Origin of the sequence: Streptomyces sp. NPDC050422 (assembly GCF_044458665.1) — a bacterium.
GTDB lineage: Bacteria > Actinomycetota > Actinomycetes > Streptomycetales > Streptomycetaceae > Streptomyces.
The window spans coordinates 87,794-113,373 of the sequence record NZ_JBITIE010000019.1; the positions used below are offsets into that span (position 1 = coordinate 87,794).

The window sequence follows — 25,580 nt, forward strand, 5'->3', positions numbered from 1 at the left end:
ACTCGAATGGAGCAGAAGCTATGGCACGCACTCTCATCAGGGGCGGCCTGGTGATCACGGCCTCCGACGAATTGCACGTCGATGTGCTGGTCGACGGCGGCCGGGTCGTGGCCATGGCCACTCATGACAGTCATGGGTGGACGGCCGACCACGTCATCGACGCCGCCGGGAAGTACGTGATTCCGGGCGGGGTCGACGGTCACACCCATATGGAGATGCCATTCGGCGGCACCCTCGCCTCCGACACGTTCGAAACCGGTACCCGGGCCGCGGCCTGCGGCGGCACGACGACCATCATCGACTTCGCGATCCAGCCCAGAGGCGGCTCGCTGGGGGAGGGGCTCGATGCCTGGCACGAGAAGGCGAACGGCAAGTGCGCGATCGACTACGCGTTCCACATGATCATGTCCGATGTGAACGAGTCCTCGCTGCGAGAGATGGACGTGCTCGTCTCGGCCGGCGTGACCTCGTTCAAACTCTTCACCGCGTACCCGGGGGTCTTCCTCTCCGACGACGGCCAGATCCTGCGCGCCATGCAACGCGCCGCCTCCAACGGCGGCCTGGTGATGACACATGCGGAGAACGGCCTCGCGATCGACGTGCTCGTCGAGCAGGCGCTGGCACGCGGGGAGAGGGACCCGCGCCATCACGGTGAGGTCCGCAAGGCTCTGCTCGAAGCGGAGGCGACGCATCGGGTGATCAAGCTGAGCCAGGTGGCGGGTTCGCCTCTCTACGTGGTGCACGTGTCGGCCCAGGAGGCCGTCGCCGAACTGGCGCGGGCCCGGGACGAGGGGCTCCCCGTGTTCGGTGAGACGTGTCCCCAGTACCTGTTCCTCTCGACCGACAACCTCGCCGAACCCGACTTCGAAGGAGCGAAGTACGTCTGCTCCACCCCGCTGCGCCCGAAGGAACACCAAGAGGCCTTGTGGCGTGGCTTGCGTACGAACGATCTGCAAGTGGTGTCCACCGACCATTGCCCGTTCTGCTTCAAGGGGCAGAAGGAGATGGGCCGGGGAGACTTCTCGAAGATCCCGAACGGCATGCCGGGCGTGGAGAACCGCATGGACCTGCTGCACCAGGGCGTTGTCGACGGGCATATCAGCCGCCGCCGCTGGATCGAGATCGCCTGCGCCGCGCCCGCTCGCATGTTCGGGCTGTATCCGAAGAAGGGCACGATCGCCCCGGGTGCGGACGCGGACATCGTCATCTACGACCCGACGGCCGAGCAGATCATGTCTGCGGAGACGCATCACATGAATGTCGACTACTCGGCCTACGAGGGCAAGCGTGTGCGGGGCAGGGTGGAGACGGTGCTGTCTCGCGGGATCCCCGTCATCGACAACCGTGCGTATGTGGGGGAGGCGGGGCACGGCGTGTACCTGCCTCGGGGGATGTGCCAGTACGCCAACTGAACTCGACCGGACCGCGTGTGCCGGAGCCGGTGACCGGCCCGGCCTCGCCGCGGTGCGGCCCGCGCCCGTCCGCAAGGGAATCGCAAGGGAGTCGGAGCGGGGTGGGGGGCGGCCGGTACCCCGCGCCGGGGTACCGGCCGATCCCGAACCGCCGACAGCCCTCAGGCCGTCTGCTTCTTCAGCGACTTCAGGTGGGCGAAGACGACCACGTTGGCCGAGTAGCCGTCCTTCTTGTTGAAGCGCCCGCCGCAGGTGATGAGTCTGAGCTCCGGACGGCTGGTGGCCCCGTACACCTTGTCGTCCGGGAACTTGTCCTTCGTGTAGGTCTTGACGTCATCGACGGTGAAGACCGCGGTGACCCGGTCGGCGCGGGTGACTCTCACCGTGTCGCCCCGGTGCAGTGCGTTGAGGTTGAGGAAGATGGCCGGCCCGGTCTCGGTGTCGCGGTGACCAATGATGAGCGAGGTTCCCGCCTCACCGGGTGATGGGCCGTTCCGGTACCAGCCCACCACCCTCGGCCGGCTCAGCGGTGGGGCGCCGAGATGGCCGTTCTTGTCGAGCCCCAGACCGGTGACCGGGGCCTCGATGAAGATGCCGGGAACCGCGATCTTCACCGGTCGTGAGGGTGACGGCGGCGGCTGCGGGCCCTGCTGGGCCGGCAGGCCGCCACCGCCCGCGGCGTCACTGCCGCGGGTGGTGACCGACAGGTCGTCGGGCGAGTCCGAACTCGCCCGGACGACGCCGGTCACCACCGCGGAGAACACGCACAGCGTCATCGTGAGACGGCATGCGCGACTTGGCCCCCGTCGCCGCCGCCTGCTGCGGGCCCTATGCCTCGTAGCGGGCACGGCGCCGTGCGGCTCGGCGGACCATGATCAGCCCCGCGGCTCCTGCCGCGCCGGCGGCGAGCGCGGCGGTCATCCCGACGTTCGAGTCGCTTTCGGAGCCGACGCTCTCCATGTCCGGGACGCCGCCGCCACCGGCGGGCACCCCACCGGAAGGCTTCTCGTAATTCGACTCGGCACCTGCCGCGGAGGTGTTCTGGGCGGTGCCTTCGGCGCGGCCGCCGTTGGCGGCGGGCTTGGTGCAGTCGACCCGGAAGCTCTTCTGCTTGAGGCCCGCCGGGGTGATCCACACCAGCTGGTACGTGCCCTCCGGGAGCAGGTACTCCTGGCTGCGGGCCGAGCCGTTCACGAGGGGCAGTGTGCTCCGCAGGGTGTCGCCCGGAGGAACGGTCGGGGGCTGCGCGGTGATCGTCCAGGCGACCGCGGGGAACGACTCGAAGTTGCTGGCGGAGAGGACGAACTTGCAGACCTCGACTCCGTCGCCACCGCTCGAGTTCCAGCCGGCCGATCGGATGTCGATGTCTCCGCTGTCGCCCGGAGCGGCATACGCGGCGGATGCCCCGGCCAGTGTGGCGCCGGCGACAGCGACCACGGCGGCGACGGCGGTACCCGCGCGCACGCTGCGGGTACGGACGGAAGCAGGAATACGCATGCTGAACTCCTTCAAACCGGGATGATTGTCGTACTGATCGGTTGATCGCCTAAGGGATGACACAAGCCTTCGAGGAAATGCGCGGGAACACTCTGAAAAGGGGAGGCAAGTACCCTGAGTAGCCGATTGCAGCCCGGAACGGCGCCGCCTGCGGGGCTATGACGAGGCGTCAACGTCTCCACGAACACTGAGCGTGACCGCAGGGTGAATCGGCAGATCCGCAGACCAGGCGCGCCGGACCGCTTCGAAGCCGCGCTGTACCCCTTCGAGGAGCAGGGGTGAATTCGAGGCTGCGCGCACCGGGCTGGGAACGGACTCATGTGGAAGGATCTGGCGGAGCGCGTCACTCAGGGGCGGCACCTTCGAGCCTCCACCGGGGTGCCCCTTGAGTACCGAAGGCCGGTGTGGGGAAGAGGGCGGTATGCGCACTCGGCGGCTACGACGGCACACCGCCTCCGCCTCCGTGCAGGCCGCCGGAACGTACACCCCGCGCGCCCTCTGTCAGCACCTGGACTAGGAGCACCTGGCATGGACTTCGGACTCGTCCTCCAGACGGACCCGCCCGCCTCGGCCGTCGTCGGCCTGATGCGCCGCGCCGAACGCAACGGCTTCCGCTACGGCTGGACCTTCGACTCGGCGGTTCTCTGGCAGGAACCCTTCGTCATCTACAGCCGCATCCTCGAACACACCGAACGCCTCGTGGTCGGCCCCATGGTGACCAATCCGGGAACCCGCACCTGGGAGGTGACCGCCTCCACCTTCGCCACCCTCAACGACATGTACGGCAACCGCACGGTCTGCGGCATCGGCCGCGGCGACTCGGCGATGCGCGTCGCCGGACGCAGCCCCAACACCCTGGCCCGGCTCGGCGAGGCCATCGACGTCATCCGCGACCTCGCCGAGGGGCGCGAGGCGGTCGTCGACGGACAGCCGGTCCAGATCCCGTGGGTCAAGGACGGCCGGCTGCCCGTCTGGATGGGTGCGTACGGGCCCAAGGCGCTCGCGCTCGCCGGGCAGAAGGCCGACGGCTTCATCCTCCAGCTCGCCGATCCCTTCCTCACCGAATGGATGATCAAAGCGGTCCGGGACGCGGCCGCCGATGCGGGACGCGACCCGGACTCCGTGACCATCTGCGTCGCCGCGCCCGCCTACGTGGGCGACGACCTCGACCACGCCCGCGAGCAGTGCCGCTGGTTCGGCGGCATGGTCGGCAACCACGTCGCCGACCTGGTCTCCCGCTACGGCGAGCACTCCGGCCTCGTCCCCGAGGCCCTGACCGAGTACATCGCCGGACGCTCCGGGTACGACTACAGCCACCACGGCCGCACCGGGAACCCCGACACCGCCTTCGTCCCCGACGAGATCGTCGACCGCTTCTGCCTGCTCGGACCGCCCGAGGCGCACATCGAGAAACTCCGTGCCCTGCGCGACCTCGGCGTCGACCAGTTCGCCGTCTACAACATGCATGACGCCCGCGAGGCGACCATCGACGCCTACGGCTCCGAGATCATCCCCGCACTCACGGACTGACCGCAGCCCGCCCTCTCCCGTCATACGCCCCGCACGGCACCGTTTCCCGAGCGAAGGGTCCAGCCGCCATGACATCGACCGCCCCACCGCCACCACCCCGGGACCGGATACCCACGGCCCCGGACCGCGTCGAAATCCCCGCCGGCGCCGCTCCCGACGACAGCCGGTTCGTCAACGAGGACCTCCTGCCCGTGCCCCTGGAGCGGCGCAACTGGACCACGTACAACTTCGCCGCCCTCTGGGTCGGCATGGCCCACAACATCCCGTCCTGGCTCCTCGCCTCCGGCCTCGTCGCCCTCGGCATGGACTGGAAACAGGCGGTCTTCACCATCGCGCTCGCCAACCTGATCGTCCTCGGACCCATGCTGCTCACCGGGCACGCCGGACCCAAGTACGGCATCCCCTTCCCGGTGCTGGCCCGCGCCTCGTTCGGGCTGCGCGGTGCCAATCTGCCCGCCCTGATCCGGGCCGCGGTGGCGTGCGCGTGGTTCGGCATCCAGACCTGGATCGGCGGCGTCGGCATCTTCACCCTGCTCGGGAAGATCTTCGGCGGCTGGGCCCGGGCGGACGAGATCGGCGGGCAGCCGTGGACGCTCTGGCTGTGCTTCGTCCTCTTCTGGGCCCTCGAACTCGCCATCATCTACCGGGGGATGGACACCCTGCGCCGCTTCGAGAACTGGGCGGCGCCCTTCGTCATCGTCGGCGCGCTGGTGCTGCTGGTCTGGGTCGCCGTCAAGGCGGGCGGCCTCGGTCCACTGCTCGACCAGCCCTCGAAGCTCGGCTGGGGCAAGGAGTTCTGGCCGGTATTCTTCCCCTCCCTGATGGGCATGATCGCCTTCTGGGCCACGCTCTCCCTGAACATCCCCGACTTCACCCGCTTCGGCGCCGGCCAACGCGCCCAGATCCGCGGCCAGTCGCTCGGCCTGCCCACCACGATGACGCTCTTCGCGTTCCTCTCCGTCCTGGTGACCTCGGGTTCGCAGGCCGTGTACGGCGAGGCGATCTGGGACCCGGTGCAACTGGTCGCCCGTACCGACAACGTCTTCGGTCTGCTGTACGCGCTCGTGACGGTGCTGGTGGCGACGATCTCCGTGAACATCGCGGCGAACGTCGTCTCACCCGCGTACGACCTGGCGAACCTCGCGCCGAAGTTCATCAACTTCCGTACGGGTGCGCTGATCACGGGCGTCGTCGGCGTCGTGATCATGCCGTGGAAGCTCACCGAGACGCCCGAGCTGTACATCTTCACCTGGCTCGGACTCGTCGGCGGGCTGCTCGGTACGGTGGCGGGCATCCTGATCGCCGACTACTGGATCGTCCGGCGCACGGTGCTCGACCTCGCCGACCTCTACCGGCCCGGCGGCCGCTACTGGTACACGAACGGCTGGAACTGGCGGGCCGTCGCCGCCTTCGCCGCCGGCGGTGTCCTGGCGATCGGCGGCTCGCACTCGGCGCCCGGCAAGGGGCCGTTCCCGGCCGACGGCCTCGTCCCGTTCCTGAAACCCCTGGCCGACTACGGGTGGGCGGTCGGCCTGGCGTCCTCACTGGTGCTGTACGTCGTGCTCACCGGGCGCGAGCGCGTCACACCGGGCTCGTCGTCCGGCCCAGCAGCGCGCTGACGTCGAACGAGTCGGCCGGCGAGGGCGTGGTCCTGGGCACGGGTTCGTCGAAGGCGGAGAAGCCCACGACCGCGTCCGCGCCGTTGCCCTCGATGGTGAGGCGCAGCGGATACGGCTTGCCGGTGGCCGCCACGTCCAGTGTCAGAGTGGTGCCTGCCCGCATCCTGGTCAGCGGGACGACGGACGCCTTGCCGAGCGTGGTCTTCGCGCCCTTGTTGAGCGTGCCGGTGTCGTCGTTCGCGTTGTCGCTGACCAGCTTCTGGAAGGTGTTGAGGTCGCACGTCTTGGTCAGGGCGCTCAGCCGGGGATCGTCGGCCGCCCCCTTCATGTAGCGGTCGCCCACGATCGCGGCGAAGGCCGAACCGCCACCCGGGACCTGGTTCTTCCAGAAGTCCGCGTCCGGCTTGATCCAGATGTCGTCGCCCCGTTTCACGATCAGCGCCGAGCCCTGGCTGCTGCCGAGGTCCACCGAACCGTTGCAGTTGCCGGCCCGGTCCAGGGTGAGCTCCAGGTGCATGGGCGTGCTGCCCTTGCCCAGGTCCCCGCTCGTGCTCAGGTGCAGGGACTGCGCGCCGAGCAGTGCGTCGCGGGAGCGGTCGGCGATCTGCTGTGCGGTGAGGTGGTCGATGTCCTCCGCGTGGGCCGTGCCGCTTCCGGCGACGGCGCTGCCGGTGACGGAGAGAACGATCGCCGCAGTCCATGCGGCGGGGCGTGTGCCGAGGTGTGGACCGGTCACGTCGCCTCCTCGAAGGGTCGTGGCGGGACTGTCCCTGTCCGGTTCTGCGGTCCGGTCATCCGAGCGTACGCCGGGGGAGTGACGGCCGCCCGGCGTACCTCCGCCACAACCCGGGTGCGTACGCAGCGTGACGTCCTCTGGTGTTTTCGGTTAAGGGGGCGGGGGGACGGTTGCCAGGCACCGTCTTCGTCACGACCGAGAGGGAAACATGAAGAAGTCCATCGGGAGCCTGTCCAGGGCCGCTGTGCGGGGCACCGCGGTCGCAGGGCTGACCGCGGCGCTCGCGGTGTCCACCGGCCTCGCCACGGCGGCCTCGGCCGCCGCTCCGGCGAAGACACCACCGGGGCTCTCCTGCGACACGGGCAAGCACGCCGTCGACGACTACACCGGCTACGCGCTGTGCCGGAACAACGGCGGCACGGCGCAGACCTTCTGGGTGCACCTGGTCTGCGGCTGGTCCCCGGACGTCGACGGTGAGCACGTCACGCTGAACCCGGGCCAGTCGGGCCAGTCGACGGCCCACTGTGCCGGGCTCGGAACCGGTATCGGCGAGATCAGCGTTCAGCCGTAGTCCTGCGTGCCTGGCGTGGTGCCGCTCCTGCGGGTGCGGCACCACCCGGGCCGGGACGAACGGTTGAGGGATCGGCCGCGACTCGTTACCCTCCAGTAGGGCCGCCCCCCCATGTGCCGGGCGGTCCACGTTCGTTCGGTCGGACAGGTGCGCGCACCTGACGGTACGAGGAGGCGGGCAGCCCATGTCCTCAGTGGAATCCACCGGAACGGACGTCGGGGCCCCGTCCGGTCTGGCCGACAGCGCCCGCGCCCTCGCGGACGGCCGTACCACCGCCACCCGGCTGGTCACCGAGGCCCTCGCCCGGATCGAGGCGAGCCAGGGCACCCTCAACGCCTTCCGGCACCTGCGCGCGACCGCCGCACTCGCCGAGGCCGCCGTGGCCGACCGCCGGCTCGACGCGGGTGAGCGGCTGCCGCTGCTCGGGGTGCCCGTAGCCGTCAAGGACGACACCGATGTCGCCGGGCTGCCCACCCACTTCGGCTGCGCGGGTGAGCTGCCCGCCGCGACCGCCGACAGCGAGTCCGTACGCAGGCTGCGCGCGGCCGGGGCCGTGATCGTCGGGAAGACCAACTCCTGCGAGCTGGGCCAGTGGCCGTTCACCGAGGGATCGGCCTTCGGCGTCACCCGTAATCCATGGAACACCGATCACACTCCCGGCGGTTCCTCCGGCGGATCCGCGGCCGCCGTCGCCGCCGGACTGGTCCCCGCCGCGCTCGGATCCGACGGCGCCGGGTCCGTCCGCATCCCCGCCGCCTGGACCCACCTCGTCGGCATCAAGCCCCAGCGCGGCCGGATCTCCGTGCACCCCCACACCGACGCCTTCCAGGGGCTCACCGTCAACGGCCCGCTGGCCAGGACCGTCGCGGACGCCGCCCTGCTGTTGGACGCCGTCGCCGGGGCGCACCCCGACGACCCGCACCGCCCGCCGCCCGTCGACGCCTCGGCCGCAGCCCGCCGCGACCCGGGCCGGCTGCGCATCGCGCTTGCCTGGCGCCCCCCGCTCACCCTCACCGGCACGGCCCCCCACCCCGACGTCCGCCGCGCCGTCACCGAACTCGCCGAGGCGCTGGCCCGGCTCGGCCACCACGTCGAGGAGGCCCGGCCCCGTTACGGGCTGATCGGCCTCGGCTTCCTTCCCCGCGCCACCGCGGGCATCGCCGAACTCGCCGCCCTGCACCCCGAGCCCGCGCTCCTGGACCCCCGCACCCGCAGCGCCCTGCGCACCGGAACCCGCCTCGGCGGCCGGGTGGTGCGGGCGGCACGGGGCCGGGAAGTACGCCAGCACCGGCGGATCGGCGCCCTGTTCCACCCCGCCCGCGGCAGGGCCGGATCGGGCTTTGACGTGCTGCTCACCCCGACGACCGCCCTGCCGCCCCCGCCCGTCGGCAGGTTCGACGGGCTGAGCGCCTGGCGCACCGACGTCGCGATCGCCGAGGCCTGCCCGTACGCCTGGCCGTGGAACGTCCTCGGCTGGCCCGGAATCAACGTCCCCGCGGGCTTCACCCCCGACGGCCTCCCCGTCGGGGCCCAACTGCTCGGCCCCTCCCGCAGCGAGGAACGCCTCATCTCGCTGGCCGCCCAGTTGGAGGCCGACCGGCGGTGGTACGAGCACCGCCCGCCGGCCGCACCTTAGGTCCTGTCCGGAGTCCCGCGTCTGCGCCCCGGCGCCCGGCACGCCCGCTCGCCGCACGTGGTCGCAGGACAGGTGACTCCGCCACATGACCTGCGACCACGCACACCGATCGCACGCACCGACCGCCGCTGCGCCCGCGCTCCGCGCGGACGACGCGGGACTCCGGACAGAACCTAGGGCGTCCGCGCGGCCACCACCCACACGCCCGCCCGCAGCATCACCCCGCGCGGTGTCTCGTACGGCAGCAGGGCGCTGGTCATCGCGGCCCGTGTGGCGTCGGAGACGGCGAGGCCGGGGGCGCGTGAGACGAAGAACCCGACCGCGTCCGCCGCATCCTTCCCCCAGCAGGTGTCGGCGCTCACGCCCGTTACCTCGATGTCCGTGAAGCCCGCCGCGCCCAGGACCTCGTGGATGCGCTCCGGCTCCGAGAGCGAGGCCATCGCCGTGGCCACCGCGCTCTCGGTCGTGTGGTCCCGGCCCAGGAGCGAGGCCAGCAGGCCCAGCGCCTTGCGCTCCTCGCCGTCCGGCTGCGCGGGCTGCGGGCAGAGGAACACCAGCCGGCCGCCCGGCCGCAGCGCCCCCGCGATGTTGGCGAACGCGGCGACCGGGTCGGCGAAGAACATCACCCCGCCCCGGCTGATGGCCAGGTCGTACCCGCCGGGCTCGAAGGCGCAGCTCTGTGCATCGCCCAACCGGTAGGTGACATGCGGGAACTGCGCGTCGTCGGTGAGTGCGCGGGCCCGTCCGACGAGCGGCTCCGAGATGTCGACACCGGTGACCCGGCCGGCCGGGGCCCGTAGTGCGGCCATCCGCGTCGTGAGCCCGCTGCCGCAGCCGATGTCCACCACCCGGTCCCCGTCGGCGACCGCCGCCGCGTCGAACAGCGCTGCGTCGAACCCGTCCAGCATGGCGTTGTAGCGGTCCGGGTGCGCGGCCCAGTGCTGCCCGAGCGGTCCGTTCCAGGCTTCGGCGACGGTCATGCGTGCTCCTTCGATTCCGTGGTGAGCGTGGCCTCGACGCGCCCGACGGCGCAGATCGCACCGAACGCGATCAGATGGACCAGACAGTGATCGGTGAACGGCGGTGCGAGCCAGGCGGCCACGTCCTCGTCCGTGATCCGGTACGGGGCGCGTGCGGCGAGCAGCGCCAGCCGGGCACCCGGGTGCTCGGCCCGGTCCGGCAGATCCGCTCCGTGCAGGGGGAGCGGGGTGACACCGTCCCAGGCCGCCGCCGACTCGCGTACGAGCGCCGCGTCCTCGTCGCTCAGCAGCCCGGCACCCAGCTCCGCCGCGGTGCGCAGGGCGCCGAACGCGATGCCGACGGCGGTGCCCGCCGCCCAGGGGGGAGCCTCGCCCTCCGTTTCGAGCAGGGGCAGGCTCAGACCGGTCACCAGCTCGCGGCGCACGGTCCGGGAGAGGGATCGGCCCGCCGCACTCCGTACGGCACGGAGTCGCTGGAGACCGTAGGGCAGCATGCTCTCGGTCAGCAGCGACGAGACGATCCGGTTGATGAAATGGAAGGTGAGCGCGGTCCCGATGTGTTCGGGCGCGGCAGCGGCTGCGAAGGGCTGCGGCGTACTCATGTCCTTTCCCCAGGCCAGGAGCGCGCGATGGGCGGGGTCCGCCGGCTGCTCGCCGCGGGCGATCGTCTCCGCAAGCCGGTGGTCGCCGGTGGCGTGCAGCAGCACGGTGTGCGCGTCCACGCAGAACGGACAGCGGTTGGCGAGCGACACCCCGGCCGCCACCACCTCCTTTTCCGTACGGGGCACCTGCCCGGCCAGCAGCGACTCGCGTGCCAGCGCCCAGGTCGAGGTGAGGAGCGGCGGGGACGCGGACAGGACGACGAAGGCCGAGGCACGCTCGATCCCGAAGTCGGAGGACATCTGGGCGTACACGTCGGCGACCACGCCGGTCGCCGACTTCGGAGGTACGGGTGAGGTGTAGCGGAAAGGTCCGGTCATGGCGACGATGCTCGCCCGCGGACCGGGGCCCGGTCGTCGTACCGCCGAAGGCAGTCGCCGCTGGTCCCCTCCGGCCGGCGACGGCCGGGCACTACTGCCCGGGGAGTAGTGCCCGGCCGGTCCTCAGGGCTGATGCCCCCTTGGCCGTACGGGAGTTAGGGTGCGGCACATGACGGGGGACACGGGGGACGCGGAGCGCCGCACCCGGTTGCTGGACGCGGTACTCGCGGTGGCGATCGGTGCGGCGGTCACCGTCGCCGCCCTCGCGGCGTCGGCGCCCGGCGTGCTCGACCTGGTGCTCGTCGCGATCGGCTCACTGGCCCTCGCCGAGCACCACCGCGCGCCTCGCACGGTGCTCGCCGTCACCACGCTCGCCATGTCCGGCTACGTGCTCCACGCGCATCCGGGCACCTGGGCGGCGTTCCCCGTGCTGGCCGCCGTGCACGCCGCCGCCCGCAGCGGGCACCGCGTCTGGGGCGTCGCGGCCGGTGCACTCTTCCTCACCGGATACTTCACCGTCCTGGTCACCGCATCGCCCGCCGCCGAGAGCGTCGTGGAGCGGACCCTGCTGCTGCTCGGCTGGTTCCTCTGCGCCGGGGTCACCGGACTCATCGACAAGAACTGGCAGGCGTATCTGCGCCAGACCGAGCAGCGGGCCCTGGACGCCGAACGCACACGGGACGAGGCCGCGCTGCGACGGGCGGGGGAGGAGCGGCTTCGGATCGCCCGCGAACTGCACGACTCGCTCACCCACTCCATCTCGATCGTCAAGCTCCAGGCCGGAGTCGCCGTCCACCTCGCCCGCAAGCGCGGCACCGAGGTGGAACCCGCGCTGCTCGCCATCCAGGAGGCCAGCGGCGAGGCGATGCGGGAACTGCGCGCCACGCTGGAGGTGTTGCGCACCGATGTGGTCGAACCCGGCACCGGACTCGACCGGATCGGCGAACTCGCCGACCGGGCCCGCAGCGCCGGCATCGCGCTCGCGGTCACCGTCAGCGGCGAGGAGCGGCCGCTGCCCGCAGCCGTGGACCGTGCCGCGTACCGCATCGTGCAGGAGGCCCTGACCAACGTGGCCCGGCACGCCGACCGGGCCCCGACCACCGTCCGGCTCGCCTACGGGCCGAGCGCGCTGACCGTGCACGTCGACGACCACGGCCCCTGCGGCCCGGACGACACGGTCACCGCCGGCACGGGCCTCACCGGCATGCGGGAACGCGTCACGGCGCTCGGCGGCACCTTGGCCGCGGCACCGCGCCGGGCCGGAGGCTTCTCCGTACACGCCGAACTGCCCCTGAACACCGTCGGATCCACCGGATGAACGCGGACGCCGAAGCGCCCCTCCGGGTCCTCATCGTCGACGACCAGGCCCTGATGCGGGCCGGCTTCCGGGCGCTGCTCGACGCGGAGGACGGCATCGAGGTGGTCGGCGAGGCCGCCAACGGCCGCGAGGGGCTGGAGCTGGCCCGGCTGCACACCCCCGACATCGCCCTCGTCGACGTACAGATGCCCGTGATGACGGGCATCGAGGCGACCCGGGCGATCGCCGCCGACCCGCTGCTGGACGGGGTCCACGTGGTGATCCTGACCAACTACGGCCTGGACGAGTACGTGTTCGACGCGCTGCGCGCCGGTGCGGCGGGCTTCCTGCTCAAGGACACCGAACCCGCCGAACTGCTCCACGCCGTCCGCGTCGCGGCCCGCGGCGACGCCCTGCTCTCGCCCGCCATCACCCGCAGACTGATCGGCGAGTTCGTCGCCCGGCCCCCCGACCGGACGACCGCACCGGGCTTCGAGACGCTGACCCGCCGGGAGCGGGAGGTCAGCGCGCTGGCGGCCCGGGGGCTGACGAACGAGGAGATCGCCGCGCACATGGTCATCAGCCCGTTCACCGCCAAGACGCACATCAGCCGCGCCATGACCAAACTCGGCGCCCGCGACCGCGCCCAACTCGTTGTATTCGCCTACGAGTCGGGGCTGGTCACGCCGCGCGAGCGGTGATGTCCCGCATCCCTGGGGCCCGTCCGGCGGATCAGGGTCGCACAGGCCCTACGGCACCCGGGCGGTCCACTCTGCCGTGCCGAACTTGGTACGCACGAGCTCCTCGGCCCTGGCCAGTTCCTCAGGGGTCACGTGGCCCTGCGACAGGCCGTGGCGGTTGCGGAACGACTCGATCATCCGCTCGATGACGGCCTGACGGGGGAGACCCGTCTGCCGGCGCAAGGGGTCGACGCGCTTCTTCGCACTCTTCGTGCCCTTGTCGGACATCTTCTCCTTGCCGATGCGCAGGACGTCGAGCATCTTGTCGGCATCGATGTCGTACGACATCGTCACGTGATGCAGCACCGCGCCGGGCCCTCCGTCCGGCCCGACCACGCGCTTCTGAGCCGCCCCGGCGATCTTCCCGACCTCGGTCGCGATGTCGTTGAGCGGCTGGTACCAGGCCTTGATCCCCATGTCGCCGAGCGCTTCGAGCACCCAGTCGTCCAGATAGGCGTAGCTGTCGGCGAAGGAGAGGCCGGAGACGAGGGAGTGGGGCACCGCGAGCGAGTAGGTGATGGTGCTGCTCGGCTCCGCGAACATGGCGCCGCCCCCGGAGACGCGCCGGACCACCGTCACACCGTGGCGGTCGACGCCCGCCCGGTCGACCTCGTTGCGCAGGGACTGGAAGCTGCCGATGATCACCGCCGGGGAGTCCCACTCCCACACCCGCAGCGTCGGCGGGCGCCGGCCCGCGGCGACCTCGGCCGTGATGACCTCGTCGAGGGCCATGTGGAGCGCGGGGGACTGCGGGGCGTCGTGGATGAGCTGCCAGTCGTAGTCGCTCCACTCCGTGGCGTGCGCCAGCGCCCGGCGCACGGCGACGGCCACGCCCTCCGACGTGAGCCCCAGCATCACCGTCGACTCGGGCAGGGCCGCGTCGATCCGCGCGGCCAGCCCTGCGGTGTCCGTGGTGGCCGGGGCACCCTCCAATGCCGCGTCGATCGCGAGGATCGCCTCGTCCGGCTCCAGGAAGAAGTCACCCGCCACCCGTACGTCGCGCAGCGCCCCACCCCGGACGTCCAGGTCCACCACGACCAGTTTGCCGCCGGGGACCTTGTATTCACCGTGCACTGCCCTGCCTCCAGTTCCACCCGGTACTCATGCCGTGAATCGGCTCCGACCAGGCATAACGCCGTCGCCGCGCCCTTTAGTCCATCGATCGCACCCGTGAGGGGCCCGTCCCTCGCAGGGACGCACCTGCGCGTAAATCATGATCTGTCCGGACTGTTTGCTACGGCGGTATTGCGACGTCGTGGCGGGACGGGCCAGGACCTGGTGTCCGCGGCGACCGGCGGATCAGACTGACGCTCGCACGTCTGTGCTCACGCTCCGTCCCCCCAGAAAGTCCGACCGCACATGCATACGCCCCCCAGACCCGGCGCCCTCGCGGCGCAGCTCCCGCACGCGGTGGGGAGGTGCCGCCCGTGCTGCGCTATGTGACGCGCAAGGCTACGGGCTGGCTCCTGATGATCGTGGTCGCGACCAACGCCACGTACTTCCTGTCCAGTTGGTTCCTCGACCCGCGGTCGAACTTCAAAGAGCTGCGTCCCGTCCGCAGCGAGGCCCAGATCGACCGGGCGCTCGCGCCCTACAACCTGGACCCGCAGGTGCCGGTGGTACAGCGGTGGTGGGACTGGCTGACCTCGGTGGCCGTCCACTTCGACTGGGGCAGGTCACCCACCGGCGTCTCCGTGAACGGCGAGATCGGCTACCGGTCCCTCGTCAGCGCGGAGTTGGTCGTCGTCGCGACGATCCTCTCCGTGGTGATCGGCGTGGCACTCGGGGTGTACACGGCGTCGCGGCAGTACGGCTGGTCCGACCGTGTCTCGCAGGCCGTGTCCATCGCGGTGTTCAACGTGCCCACGTCCGTCGCCGCCCTCGCCGTGGTCTTCGTGGCAATCTGGCTGAACCAGCACGCCGGACTGCATTTCCTCTACGTGGCCGGGGAGAACTCGCCGAACGTCGAAGGGCTGCTCCCGACCATCGGCGACCGCCTGCTGCACCTGATCCTGCCGACCCTGACACTGACTCTGATGGGATACGTCGGCTACCACCTGACGCAGCGTTCGCTCCTGCTCGACACCATCAACGCCGACTTCGTGCGCACCGCCCGGGCCACCGGACTCACCCGGGCCCAGGCCGTCCGCAGACACGCCCTGCGGACCGCGCTCATCCCGACGGCGACCTCCGTGGCCTTCAGCGTCCCGGCCATCTTCACCGGAGCCATCATCACCGAGACGATCTTCGGCTGGAACGGAATGGGCCGCTACTTCATCCAGACCATCAGCAAGAACGATGTGCACGGAACCGTCGCGACGGCCGCCTTCGCCGCAGCCCTGACCGCGATCGGCGCCATCCTCGCGGACATCGCCACGGTCTTCCTCGACCCGCGCGTGAGGGTGAGCTGACATGGCCACCGACCTGATCGCCGGAGCCCCCGCCCTGCCGCTGCCCGCCCCTGACGGCCGGCGCAACCTCGGCCTCGCCCGGCTGTACCTGAGACGCTTCCTGCGCAATCGCCTCGCCGTCGTCGGGGTGGTGATCTTCGTGGCGCTGGTGCTGTTCAGCGTGGTCGGCGGTCTGTTCACCTCGTACGCGTACTCCGACGCCGACTTCGCGGCACTCACCCAACCCCCCAGTGCCGCCCACTGGTTCGGCACCAACCAGGGCGGCAACGACATCTACGCCTGTGCCGTGCACGGGCTCCGGCGCTCCCTGGCCATCGCCGTGAGCGTCTCCGTCCTTACCGTCGTCGTCGCGGCCGTCATCGGCTCCGGTGCCGCGTACTTCGGCGGCCGCGTGGAGAAGGCGACGCTCGCCCTCATCCACTTCCTGCTGATCGTCCCCTCGTTCCTCATCCTGGCCCTGGTCTCCAACCGCCTCGCCGGCGACTGGCGGGTGCTCATCGTCGTACTGACGCTGTTCGGCTGGATGTCCACCGCGCGGGTCATCTGGTCCGTCTCGACCTCCCTGCGGGAGCGGGACTACGTGACCGCGGCCGAGTTCATGGGAGTCGGCCCGCTGCGCATCATCGTGCGCCACATCATCCCCAACCTCGGCTCACTGCTGATCGTCAACCTGACGCTCGGTGTCGTCGCGACCGTGCTCAGCGAAACCGCCCTGTCGTTCCTGGGGTTCGGCGTCCAGACCCCCGACGTCTCCCTCGGCACGATGCTCGCGGACGGCGCGAGCACGGTCACGAGCGCACCCTGGCTGTTCGCCTTCCCCGCGGGCCTCGTCGTCCTGCTCACCGTGTCGATGACCTTCGTCGGCGACGGTCTGCGGGACGCACTGGACCCCACATCAGTGACCGGCGCGGCAGGAGGCCGACGATGACCCTCGCGACAACCCTGCCGACGGCCCCCGTGCCCGGCGACGCGGTCACCCCCGTGCTCTCGGTGCGGGACCTGCGGATCTCGTTCCCCTCCGAGGCCGGAACCGTCGAGGCGGTGCGCGGCGTCGGCTTCGACCTCCTGCCGGGCCGCACCCTCGGCATCGTCGGCGAGTCCGGATCGGGCAAATCGGCCACCGCCATGGGCATCATGGGTCTGCTGCCGGACTCGGCACATGTGCGGGGGCGGGTGCTGCTCGGCGGCCAGGACCTGATCGGCCTCGGCGACAAGGCGCTCTCCGCGGTACGCGGCAACGCCATCGGCATGGTCTTCCAGGACCCGCTGTCGGCCCTCACCCCCATCTTCACCGTGGGCCGGCTGCTCTCCGACGCGCTGCGGATCCACCAGGACCTGACGAAGCGCGCAGCGTGGGAGCGGGCCGTCGAACTGCTCGACCTCGTCGGCATCCCCGACCCGCGCGAGCGGGCCAGGTCCTTCCCCCACGAGTTCTCCGGAGGCATGCGCCAGCGCGTCGTCATCGCCATGGCGATCGCCAACAAACCCTCCGTCCTCGTCGCCGACGAACCCACCACCGCCCTCGACGTCACCGTCCAGGCCCAGATCCTCGACGTCCTGCGGCTGGCGCAGAAGGAGACGGGTGCCGGACTCGTCCTCATCACACACGACCTCGGGGTCGTCGCCGGGCACGCGGACGACATCGCCGTCATGTATGCGGGCCGGTTCGTGGAGCGGGCGGGCGTCGAGGAACTGTTCCGCCGGCCGGTCATGCCGTACACCGCGAGGCTGCTCGCCGCCGTGCCGACCGTGGACAGCGGGGTCCACCGGCCCCTGGTCCCGATCGGCGGGGAGCCGCCGGCGCTCGTGGGCCTCCCGGCCGGCTGCCCGTTCGCGAGCCGCTGCGCCGTCGCGCTCGACGCGTGCAGCACCGATGAACCCGGGCTGCGCGAGGTGACCGGGCACGGGGACGTGGCCTGCCTGCGCGCCGACGAGATCGCGGACGGGTCGCTCGATCCGGCGGGCGAGGCCGAGCCGGTCGAGTCCGTCCTCCCGGAGGCCGGCACCGTCGGCGACGTGGTGCTCCGCGTCGAGGACCTCGTCAAGACCTTCCCGGTCACCAAGGGCGCCGTCCTCAAGCGCCGGGTCGGGACGCTGCGGGCCGTCAACCGGGTCGGTTTCGAGCTGCGGGCGGGGGAGACCCTGGGCCTCGTGGGGGAGTCGGGCAGCGGCAAGACCACGACGCTGCTGGAGATCCTCCGGCTCGGGCGGCCCGAGGGCGGGCGGATCGAGATCGCCGGCACCGATGTCGGCGCGGAGGGATCGAGGGCGCGCGTACGGGAGTTGCGGCGTGACGTGCAGATCGTGATGCAGGACCCGCTGGGGGCGCTGGACCCGCGGCTGCCCGTCTTCCAACTGCTCGCCGAACCGCTCCAGGCCATCGGACGGGACCGCGAGTCGATTCGTGCCCGGATCCGTGAACTGCTCGCCCTGGTCGGGCTGGACGACTCGGTGAGCGACCGTTTCCCGGCCGCGCTCTCCGGCGGTCAGCGCCAGCGGATCGGCATCGCACGCGCTCTGGCGACCGAGCCGAAACTGCTCGTGCTCGACGAGCCGTTGTCGGCCCTGGACGTGTCGGTGCAGGCGGGGGTGATCAACCTGCTGGCGCGGCTCAAGCGCGAGCTCGGTCTCGCCTACCTCGTGGTCGCCCACGATCTGGCCGTGATCCGCTACATCTCGGACCGCATCGCGGTGATGTACCTGGGGCACATCGTCGAGACCGGCGACACCGAGACGCTCTTCGCCGACCCCAAGCACCCCTACACCCGGGCGCTGTTGTCGGCGATCCCGGTCCCCGACCCGCTCCGGGAACGCGCCCGCGAGCGCGTGGTCCTGGAAGGCGAGCAGCCCAGCGCCGCCCGGCTCCCCGCGGGCTGCGTCTTCGTCGACCGCTGCCCCTTGTTCCGCGTCGCCGACGAGGCGGTGCGCCAGCGCTGTCGTACGGAACGTCCCGTGCCGGCCTCCGTGACCGGTCAGCCCGGCCACCAGTACGCCTGTCACGCCGTCTGAGGCCGACCCGCCCGGGGCCGCATCCGCCGGTCCGGCCCCGACCACCGCCCCGCCCGCCCCGGGGCGGCCCGTCCACCCACCGAATCAGAAGGAACCGATCCGCCATGCGCGCACGACTGGCCCTGCCTGTTGCCCTCCTCGCCGCGATCTCCGTCGCCACCACCGCCTGCCAGTCCTCCTCCGGGAACAACGGGACCGACGGGGCCGGCGCGGACAGGAAGAACGCCCCCAAGGCGGCGTCGGCCGCCGTCGACTACAACCCGCAGCCGTACGAGAACATCAAGGACGGCGGCACGTACACCACGGTCGGCACCTTCGACGACCAGGGCAATCCGTTCAACGTGAACGCCACGCTGACCGCGTCCCGGGTCTGGGGCTGGTACAACGCCGACGCGATCACGTACTCGCCCACCGGCGAGGTGCAGTACAACCCGGACTACTACAGCGACGTGAAGGTCGCGGTCGAGGGCGGCAACCAGAAGGTCACGCTCACGATCAACCCGAAGGCGGCCTTCAACGACGGCACACCGATCGACTGGCGGGCGATCGAGGCCACCTGGAAGACCAACAACGGCTCCGACAAGGACTTCGCCGCCTCGTCGACGGACGGCTACGACCGGATTACCTCGGTCGCCAAGGGCAAGGACGCCAAGCAGGCCGTCATCACCTTCAAGGGCGTCAACGCCGCCTGGTCCACCTTGTTCACCACCTTCCTGCACCCCGAGGCCGCCACCGTCGCGAACTTCAACAACGCGTACGTGAAGAAGGCCCACCCGGAGTGGGGTGCGGGCCCGTACACGGTCGGCAAGTGGGACACGCACTCGGGCAACATCACCTTCGTACGCAACCCGAAGTGGTGGGGCAGGAAGGGCAAGCTCGACAAGCGTGTCTACGTCAACCTGGAGCCGACCGCCGGGGTCAACGCCTTCAAGAACGGTCAGGTCGACTACACCTCCGCCGTCGACGCGGAGAGCCTCAAGCAGGTCAAGGGGCTCAAGGGTACGGAGATCCGCAGCGGTGGCAGCCCCTTCGAGTACGCCCTGTACGTGAACACGAAGTCGTCGGTCCTCTCGGACAAGGCCGTCCGCAAGGCCGTCCAGGAGAGCGTCGACCGGGCACAGATCGCGAAGATCCAGTTCCAGGGGCTCGACTACAAGGAGCCGCTGCCCGGTTCCGCCGTCCTCTACAGCTTCCAGAAGGGCTACGCGGACAACGTCTCCGCTGTACTGAAGTACGCGCCGGACGAGGCGAAGAAGACGCTCGACGCGGCGGGCTGGAAGGCCGGGGACGACGGGATCCGGGTCAAGAACGGCAAGAAGCTCGAAGTCGGCTACACGCTCCTGGGCGACGACCCGCTGGGCAAGGCCACCGCGGGTGCCTTCGCCGCAATGCTGAAGCCGGTCGGCATCCACCTCGTCATCAAGAAGGGTGACGACGCGGACTTCTCCAAGGTGCTCAGTGACCGCAGCTTCGATCTCTTCCTGTCGGGCAACCGTTCCATGGACCCGTTCGGTGCGCGGTACCTGTGCGACTTCTACTGCTCGGACCGGGACTCCAACATCACCGGTGCGGGTACTCCGGCCCTGGACAAGGAGATCCGCGCGACCACGGAGATCGCCGGCCTCGACGCGCAGGTGGCGGCGGTCAACAAGGTCGAGAAGAAGGCGCTCGAGCAGTACGCCTTCCTGCCGCTGTTCAGCGGTCCGTCGACCTACGGAGTGAAGAAGGGCCTGGCGAACGTCGGCGCGACCATCTTCCTCACCCCGCTTCCGGAGACGGTCGGCTGGCAGAAGTGATGCCCGTGCCGGTGCCGTAGCTTCGACTCCTGTCCCCGTGCCGGCCGCCTGACGGGCTGTCGGCACGGGGCGCGGGTGTGTTTCCGCACCCCGGAGACGTATCCAGGCCTCTTCGGTCAGTGGTATGTACCAAGGTCTTGACACCCGCTTAGTTCACTTCTTAAATCACCTAGTGAACTAAGCGGCTCCACCACGTCCTACCCGTACGTCTGTCATATGCATGACAGGCGTTGCCCCGCCCTTCCACCCCCTCACGCACCGGAAGGGAGAGTCATGGACTCCCCACGCCGTACACGGCGCCTGCTGCACTCCGTACTCTCGGTTCTCGCTCTTGCCCTGGCCACGACGACCCTCGCGGGAGGCGGCGGATCCGCCTCCGCGTCCGCCGTCCCGGCGGCGGACACCGCGGCGGCCGCCGCGGTGACGACGTTCGCCGACGAGTTCGACGGCGCCGCCGGCTCGGCGGTGAACGGCAGCAAGTGGCAGATCGAGACCGGCGACAACGTCAACAACCATGAGCGGCAGTACTACACGGCGGGCAACAGTAATGCCGCGCTGGACGGCCAGGGACATCTGGTCATCACCGCGCGCAAGGAGAACCCGGCCAACTACCAGTGCTGGTACGGCAGCTGTCAGTACACCTCGGCCCGTCTCAACACCTCCGGGAAGTTCACCCAGACCTACGGTCACGTCGAGGCGCGGATGAAGATCCCGCGTGGGCAGGGCATGTGGCCGGCCTTCTGGATGCTCGGCGACGACATCGGACAGGTGGGATGGCCCAACTCGGGTGAGATCGACGTCATGGAGAACGTCGGCTTCGAGCCCTCCACCGTCCACGGCACCCTGCACGGCCCCGGCTACTCCGGCTCGGCGGGGATCGGCGCCGGATACACCCTCCCGAACGGGCAGGCCTTCGCCGACGCCTTCCACACCTTCGCCATCGACTGGGCGCCGGACTCGGTGACCTGGTCCGTCGACGGCAACGTCTACCAGCACCGCACGCCCGCCGACACCGGCGGCAACACCTGGGCCTTCAACAAGCCCTTCTTCCTCATCCTCAACCTCGCGGTCGGCGGCTACTGGCCGGGCGACCCCGACGGCAACACCGCCTTCCCCCAACAGCTCGTCGTCGACCACGTGCGTGTCACCACCAGTGACACGCAGCCGGAGACGGGCGGGCGGATCTCGGGCCTGGCCGGCAAGTGCGTGGACGTCGCCGCAGCGGGCACGGCCAACGGCACCCCGGTGCAGCTCTACGACTGCAACGGCACCAACGCCCAGCGGTGGAGCGTGAACGCCGACGGCACGATCCGCGCCCTGGGCAAGTGCCTCGACGTGGCCTCGGGCGGAACGGCCGACGGCACCGCCGTGCAGTTGTGGGACTGCAACGGTTCGGCGGCACAGCGCTGGGCCGTGAGCGGGGCCCGCGACATCGTCAACCCACAGGCGGACAAGTGCCTGGACGTCAGCGGCAACAGCTCGGCCAACGGCACCCGGCTCCAGATCTGGACCTGCACCGGAGCCGCCAACCAGAAGTGGACGGTGAACGGCTGATCCGCGACAGCGCGACCGTCACGCCGGCGTGACCGCGGCTCGAAGGGGCCTCTCGGCGCTTGTGCGCCGAGGGGCCCTTCCGGCATGTCCCCTGCCGCCCGACCCGCGTACGGAGCCGGGGCCCCGTTCCCAGGGCCCGCCCCCCGTCCGTACGATCCGCACCACGCACCACCGGAACTCAGACGTCGAAGCAAGGAGCCGCCCCCGTGTTCACCACCCGGCCCACCCTCCAGGGCACCTTCGGCATGGTGTCCTCCACCCACTGGCTCGCCTCGCAGTCCGCGATGGCGGTCCTGGAGGACGGTGGCAACGCCTACGACGCCGTCGTCGCCGCCGGATTCGTCCTGCACGTCGTCGAGCCGCACCTCAACGGCCCGGCCGGCGAGGTGCCGATGATCCTGGCGCCCAGGGACGGCGAGGTCCAGGTGTTGTGCGGCCAGGGCCCGGCCCCCGCCGGTGCGACGATCGCCCACTACCGTCTCCTCGGCCTCGACATGGTCCCCGGCACCGGACCGCTCGCCGCCGCCGTACCGGGCGCCTTCGACGCCTGGATGCTGCTGCTGCGCGACCACGGCACCAGGACCGTCGCCGAGGTGCTGCGGTACGCCATCGGCTACGCCGAGGACGGCCACGCACCCGTCGAGCGCCTCGGCCGGACCGTGGAGACCGTCCGCGAGCTCTTCGAGACCGAGTGGCAGTCCTCCGCCGACGTCTACCTCCCCGGCGGCAAGCCCCCGGTCCCCGGCGAGCTGTTCCGTAACCCCGCCCTCGCCGCCACCTGGCGCCGCCTGATCGCCGAGGCCGAGGAGACCGGAGGCGACGACCGCACCGCGCAGATCGAGGCCGCCCGCGCGATCTGGCGCGAGGGCTTCATCGCCGAGGCCCTGGTCCGCCGGGCGGCCGTCCCCACCATGGACACCAGCGGCACCCGCCACACCGGCACCCTCGCCGCCGCCGACCTGGCCGGCTGGTCCGCGTCGTACGAGGCCCCCGCCACGTACGACTGGAACGGCTGGACGCTCGCCAAGGCCGGCGGCTGGAGCCAGGGCCCCGCCTTCCTCCAGCAGCTCGCCCTGCTCCCCGCCGAGCTGCCGCGGTACGGCTCCGCCGAGTACGTCCACCTGCTCATCGAGGGCTGCAAGCTCGCCATGGCCGACCGGGAGGCCTGGTACGGCGACGCCGCCGAGGTCCCGCTCGGCACGCTGCTCTCCGAGCCGTACAACGCTGCCCGCCGCGCGCTGGTCACCGACGAGGCCTCCTACGAGCTCCGCCCGGGCAGCCCCGACGGCCGCGCTCCCGTCCTCAGCGAGCACGCGCGCGCCGTCGCCGCCGGCTTCGACGCCACAGGGATACCGGCGGCCGGCGCGGGGGAGCCGACGGTGGCGAAGGAGGGCGCGGGGGAGCCGACGGTGGCCAAGGACGGCGCGACCCGCGGCGACACCTGCCACGTCGACATCGTCGACCGCTGGGGCAACATGGTCTCCGCGACGCCCAGCGGCGGCTGGCTCCAGTCCAACCCGGTCGTGCCCGAGCTCGGCTTCCCGCTCGGTACCCGCCTCCAGATGACCTGGCTGGACGAGGGGCTGCCGAACTCCCTCACCCCCGGCCGTCGCCCGCGCACCACCCTCACCCCGTCCCTCGCCCTGCGCCACGGCGTCCCGGTGATGGCGTTCGGCACCCCCGGCGGTGACCAGCAGGACCAGTGGCAGCTGCACTTCTTCCTCGCCGTCGCCCTGCGCGCCGAGGTCCGCGGCGGCCTCGACCTCCAGGGCGCCATCGACGCCCCGAACTGGCACAACGAAAGCTTCCCCGGCTCCTTCTTCCCGCGCGGAATGCGCCCGGGAAGCGTCACCGTCGAGGAGGGCATGGATCCCGGGGTCGTCGCGGAACTGCGCCGGCGCGGCCACGACGTCACCGTCGGCGACCCGTGGTCCGAGGGCCGGATGTGCGCGGTCGCCCGTGACCCGGAGACCGGGGTGCTGTCCGCGGCGGCGAACCCGCGGGGCATGCAGGGGTACGCGGTCGGGCGCTGACGGCCACCGGGCGGCCACCTCCCCGTCATGACCACGTGGCCGGCGTCCGGGCCGTCCGTGCTTAGCTGGGGGCATGATCGATGACTTCCTTGCCGGGGACCTGACCGAGGTCGAGGCGGCGGTCCGCGCAGCGGCCGCCGCCGAGATCATGCCGCGCTACCGGCAGCTGGCCGCCCACGAGATCGTCGAGAAGAACGGTCCGCACGACCTCGTGACCACCGCGGACCGGCTCGCCGAGGAACACCTCACCCGGTCCCTGAGCCGGCTCCTGCCCGGCTCCGTGGTCGTCGGCGAGGAGGCGGTCCACGCCGACCCGAAGGTGTACGAGGCGCTGGGCGGCGAGGCCCCCGTGTGGATCGTCGACCCCGTCGACGGCACCCGCCAGTTCGTCCACGGCGAGCCGGGCTTCTGCACCCTGGTCGCCCTGGCCCACCACGGCGAGCTGCTGGCCTCCTGGACGTACGCCGCCGCCCTGGACGAGATGGCCGTCGCCGTCCGCGGCCGGGGGGCCACGCTCAACGGCGCTCCGATACGCGCCGGCTCGCCCGCGCCCGAGGCCGCACTGCACGTGGCAATGTCCCACCCCGACTACACCACCGACGCGCAGAAGCGGGCCCTGCTCGGCCTGCGCACCGAAGGCATCGACGCCCGCCCCTGCGGCTCGGCCGGGCTCGAATACCTCGCCGTCGCCCGCGGCGGCCTCGACGCTCTGGCTTTCAACTGGGAGTTCGCGTGGGACCACGCGGCGGGGCTCCTCCTGGTCACCGAGGCGGGCGGCGCCCAGGCCACGCTGTCCGGGGCGCCGTTCCGGATCACCGGCGGCAACGACCTGCCCTTCACCGCGGCCCGGGACCGTGCGACGGCCGACCGCGTTCTGGCCGCGCTGCGTGCCGGGGCCTGAGCGGCCGGGTTCCTCAGGCCAGCAGGGTGCGGGTCAGCTCGGCGAGGCGTCGGCGCGCCCGGGGGTCGTACGCCTGGTCATGGGCGGCCGTGTCCGTGAACCGGTCGAAGTAGCGGCCGCTGACCTCCACCAGGGCCGGGTCGGTGATCAACCGCACCGTCGGGCGGACGCCCTCCTCGACGGGGACCGCCGGAGTCAGTCCGTACGCCCGCACCCCCTCGGTGTCCATCAGGTGGGCGGGGTGCAGGGCGTTGAACGTGACCCCGCTGCCGGCCGTCTCGGCGGCGGCCAGGTCGAACGTCGACATGATCATCGCGAGTTTGCTCCGGCAGTAGGCCTCAAGGCCCTCGTAGTCGCGTTCCATCATGACGTCGTCGAAGTCGACGGGTGACTGCCCCATCGACGCCACCTGGACCACGCGCGCCGGCGCCGAAGCGGTGAGCAGCGGAAGCAGTTCCCTGATCAGGAGATAGGGCGTCAGATGGTTGACGGCGAACCGGAGTTCATGACCCTGCGCGCTCACCTCGCGGCGCAGCGGCTCGGCGCCGCCGCCTGCCACCGCGTTGTTGACCAGTACGTCCAGCCTGGGCTCGGCCGCCCGGACGGCTGCGGCCAGGGAGCGGACCTGGTCCAGGTCGGAGAGATCGGCGAGATAGGTGCGGACGTCCGCGCGGCCGGCCGAGATCGCCCGGACCTCTGCGGCGGCCCGGTCCAGCCGCTCCTCGTTCCGGCCGTGCAGGAGCAGGGTCGTGCCGCGGCCGGCGAGATCGCGGGCGAGGTGGAGGCCGAGGCCCTGGGTGGCGCCGGTGATGAGGACGGTCCCGTCGAAGGCGGCAGGCGCATGGCTGGGCACTGCTTGAGTATCCATGGGTTGAGTT

21 protein-coding genes are annotated in these 25,580 nt (G+C 71.2%); 14 read left to right on the forward strand and 7 right to left on the reverse strand.

Annotated features, from left to right (window positions below; all coding sequences use genetic code 11):
* Positions 1–20 precede the first annotated feature (20 nt).
* Positions 21–1,412 carry a dihydropyrimidinase gene (hydA, locus tag ACIBJG_RS28395; RefSeq protein ID WP_399311626.1) on the forward strand — a complete coding sequence of 464 codons (1,392 nt, stop codon included), beginning with the start codon at positions 21–23 and terminating at the stop codon, positions 1,410–1,412.
* Between the two features lie 161 nt (positions 1,413–1,573).
* Here the strand turns inward: hydA and ACIBJG_RS28400 are convergent, their stop codons facing one another.
* Positions 1,574–2,188, reverse strand: coding sequence for a class F sortase (locus ACIBJG_RS28400; RefSeq protein WP_399311628.1), 615 nt, complete (start codon positions 2,186–2,188; stop codon positions 1,574–1,576).
* A gap of 52 nt (positions 2,189–2,240) precedes the next feature.
* Positions 2,241–2,909, reverse strand: a complete 669-nt coding sequence (locus tag ACIBJG_RS28405) for a hypothetical protein (RefSeq protein WP_399311630.1) — start codon at positions 2,907–2,909, stop codon at positions 2,241–2,243.
* Between the two features lie 528 nt (positions 2,910–3,437).
* Between ACIBJG_RS28405 and ACIBJG_RS28410 the strand changes: the two genes are divergently transcribed.
* Positions 3,438–4,439, forward strand: a complete 1,002-nt coding sequence (locus ACIBJG_RS28410) for a TIGR03842 family LLM class F420-dependent oxidoreductase (RefSeq protein ID WP_399311632.1) — start codon at positions 3,438–3,440, stop codon at positions 4,437–4,439.
* Between the two features lie 68 nt (positions 4,440–4,507).
* Positions 4,508–6,058 (forward strand): NCS1 family nucleobase:cation symporter-1, encoded by a 1,551-nt coding sequence (locus ACIBJG_RS28415; RefSeq protein ID WP_399311634.1) that lies wholly within the window; start codon positions 4,508–4,510, stop codon positions 6,056–6,058.
* Here ACIBJG_RS28415 and ACIBJG_RS28420 read toward each other — a convergent pair.
* Positions 6,021–6,794, reverse strand: a complete 774-nt coding sequence (locus ACIBJG_RS28420) for a hypothetical protein (protein ID WP_399311636.1) — start codon at positions 6,792–6,794, stop codon at positions 6,021–6,023. The two genes, ACIBJG_RS28415 and ACIBJG_RS28420, sit on opposite strands and share 38 nt — an antisense overlap.
* A 208-nt stretch (positions 6,795–7,002) precedes the next feature.
* Here ACIBJG_RS28420 and ACIBJG_RS28425 point away from each other — a divergent pair, with 208 nt between their 5' ends.
* Positions 7,003–7,365 (forward strand): hypothetical protein, encoded by a 363-nt coding sequence (locus tag ACIBJG_RS28425; protein ID WP_399311638.1) that lies wholly within the window; start codon positions 7,003–7,005, stop codon positions 7,363–7,365.
* A 184-nt stretch (positions 7,366–7,549) separates the two neighbouring features.
* Positions 7,550–9,001, forward strand: coding sequence for an amidase (locus ACIBJG_RS28430; RefSeq protein WP_399311640.1), 1,452 nt, complete (start codon positions 7,550–7,552; stop codon positions 8,999–9,001).
* 173 nt (positions 9,002–9,174) lie between these two features.
* On the opposite strand, the gene ACIBJG_RS28435 is transcribed toward ACIBJG_RS28430, so the two are convergent.
* Together ACIBJG_RS28435 and ACIBJG_RS28440 are read right to left on the reverse strand one after the other, a co-directional pair.
* Positions 9,175–9,981, reverse strand: a complete 807-nt coding sequence (locus ACIBJG_RS28435; protein WP_399311641.1) for a class I SAM-dependent methyltransferase — start codon at positions 9,979–9,981, stop codon at positions 9,175–9,177.
* Complete coding sequence (locus tag ACIBJG_RS28440; protein WP_399311643.1) at positions 9,978–10,961, reverse strand: carboxymuconolactone decarboxylase family protein; 984 nt, start codon at positions 10,959–10,961, stop codon at positions 9,978–9,980. The genes ACIBJG_RS28435 and ACIBJG_RS28440 overlap by 4 nt, the downstream gene beginning before the upstream one ends.
* A 169-nt stretch (positions 10,962–11,130) precedes the next feature.
* Between ACIBJG_RS28440 and ACIBJG_RS28445 the strand changes: the two genes are divergently transcribed.
* Together ACIBJG_RS28445 and ACIBJG_RS28450 are read left to right on the forward strand one after the other, a co-directional pair.
* The gene (locus ACIBJG_RS28445) at positions 11,131–12,279 is read left to right on the forward strand and encodes a sensor histidine kinase (protein WP_399311645.1); all 1,149 of its coding nucleotides are present in this window, start codon (positions 11,131–11,133) and stop codon (positions 12,277–12,279) included.
* A complete protein-coding gene (locus tag ACIBJG_RS28450) occupies positions 12,276–12,959 on the forward strand; it encodes a response regulator (protein WP_399311647.1) in 684 nt (227 codons plus the stop codon). Before ACIBJG_RS28445 ends, ACIBJG_RS28450 begins: the two co-directional genes overlap by 4 nt.
* Before the next feature lie 48 nt (positions 12,960–13,007).
* On the opposite strand, the gene ACIBJG_RS28455 is transcribed toward ACIBJG_RS28450, so the two are convergent.
* Positions 13,008–14,072 carry a biotin/lipoate A/B protein ligase family protein gene (locus ACIBJG_RS28455; RefSeq protein ID WP_399311648.1) on the reverse strand — a complete coding sequence of 355 codons (1,065 nt, stop codon included), beginning with the start codon at positions 14,070–14,072 and terminating at the stop codon, positions 13,008–13,010.
* Between the two features lie 353 nt (positions 14,073–14,425).
* Here ACIBJG_RS28455 and ACIBJG_RS28460 point away from each other — a divergent pair, with 353 nt between their 5' ends.
* The 7 genes from ACIBJG_RS28460 (at position 14,426) to ACIBJG_RS28490 (ending at position 24,702) form a co-directional block, all read left to right on the forward strand.
* Positions 14,426–15,409 carry an ABC transporter permease gene (locus ACIBJG_RS28460; RefSeq protein WP_399311649.1) on the forward strand — a complete coding sequence of 328 codons (984 nt, stop codon included), beginning with the start codon at positions 14,426–14,428 and terminating at the stop codon, positions 15,407–15,409.
* A gap of 1 nt (position 15,410) precedes the next feature.
* On the forward strand, positions 15,411–16,337 hold the full coding sequence (locus ACIBJG_RS28465) for an ABC transporter permease (protein WP_399311651.1): 927 nt from the start codon (positions 15,411–15,413) through the stop codon (positions 16,335–16,337).
* A complete protein-coding gene (locus tag ACIBJG_RS28470; protein ID WP_399311653.1) occupies positions 16,334–18,418 on the forward strand; it encodes a dipeptide ABC transporter ATP-binding protein in 2,085 nt (694 codons plus the stop codon). Before ACIBJG_RS28465 ends, ACIBJG_RS28470 begins: the two co-directional genes overlap by 4 nt.
* Before the next feature lie 104 nt (positions 18,419–18,522).
* Positions 18,523–20,214 (forward strand): ABC transporter family substrate-binding protein, encoded by a 1,692-nt coding sequence (locus ACIBJG_RS28475; RefSeq protein ID WP_399311655.1) that lies wholly within the window; start codon positions 18,523–18,525, stop codon positions 20,212–20,214.
* Positions 20,215–20,487: 273 nt separating this feature from the next.
* Entirely contained in the window at positions 20,488–21,768 is a 1,281-nt protein-coding gene (locus tag ACIBJG_RS28480) for a lectin (protein ID WP_399311656.1), read from the forward strand.
* A 206-nt stretch (positions 21,769–21,974) separates the two neighbouring features.
* Positions 21,975–23,801 (forward strand): gamma-glutamyltransferase family protein, encoded by a 1,827-nt coding sequence (locus ACIBJG_RS28485; protein WP_399311657.1) that lies wholly within the window; start codon positions 21,975–21,977, stop codon positions 23,799–23,801.
* Between the two features lie 73 nt (positions 23,802–23,874).
* The gene (locus ACIBJG_RS28490) at positions 23,875–24,702 is read left to right on the forward strand and encodes an inositol monophosphatase family protein (RefSeq protein ID WP_399311659.1); all 828 of its coding nucleotides are present in this window, start codon (positions 23,875–23,877) and stop codon (positions 24,700–24,702) included.
* A 13-nt stretch (positions 24,703–24,715) separates the two neighbouring features.
* Here ACIBJG_RS28490 and ACIBJG_RS28495 read toward each other — a convergent pair whose 3' ends face one another.
* Complete coding sequence (locus ACIBJG_RS28495; RefSeq protein ID WP_399311660.1) at positions 24,716–25,570, reverse strand: SDR family NAD(P)-dependent oxidoreductase; 855 nt, start codon at positions 25,568–25,570, stop codon at positions 24,716–24,718.
* Positions 25,571–25,580 lie beyond the last annotated feature (10 nt).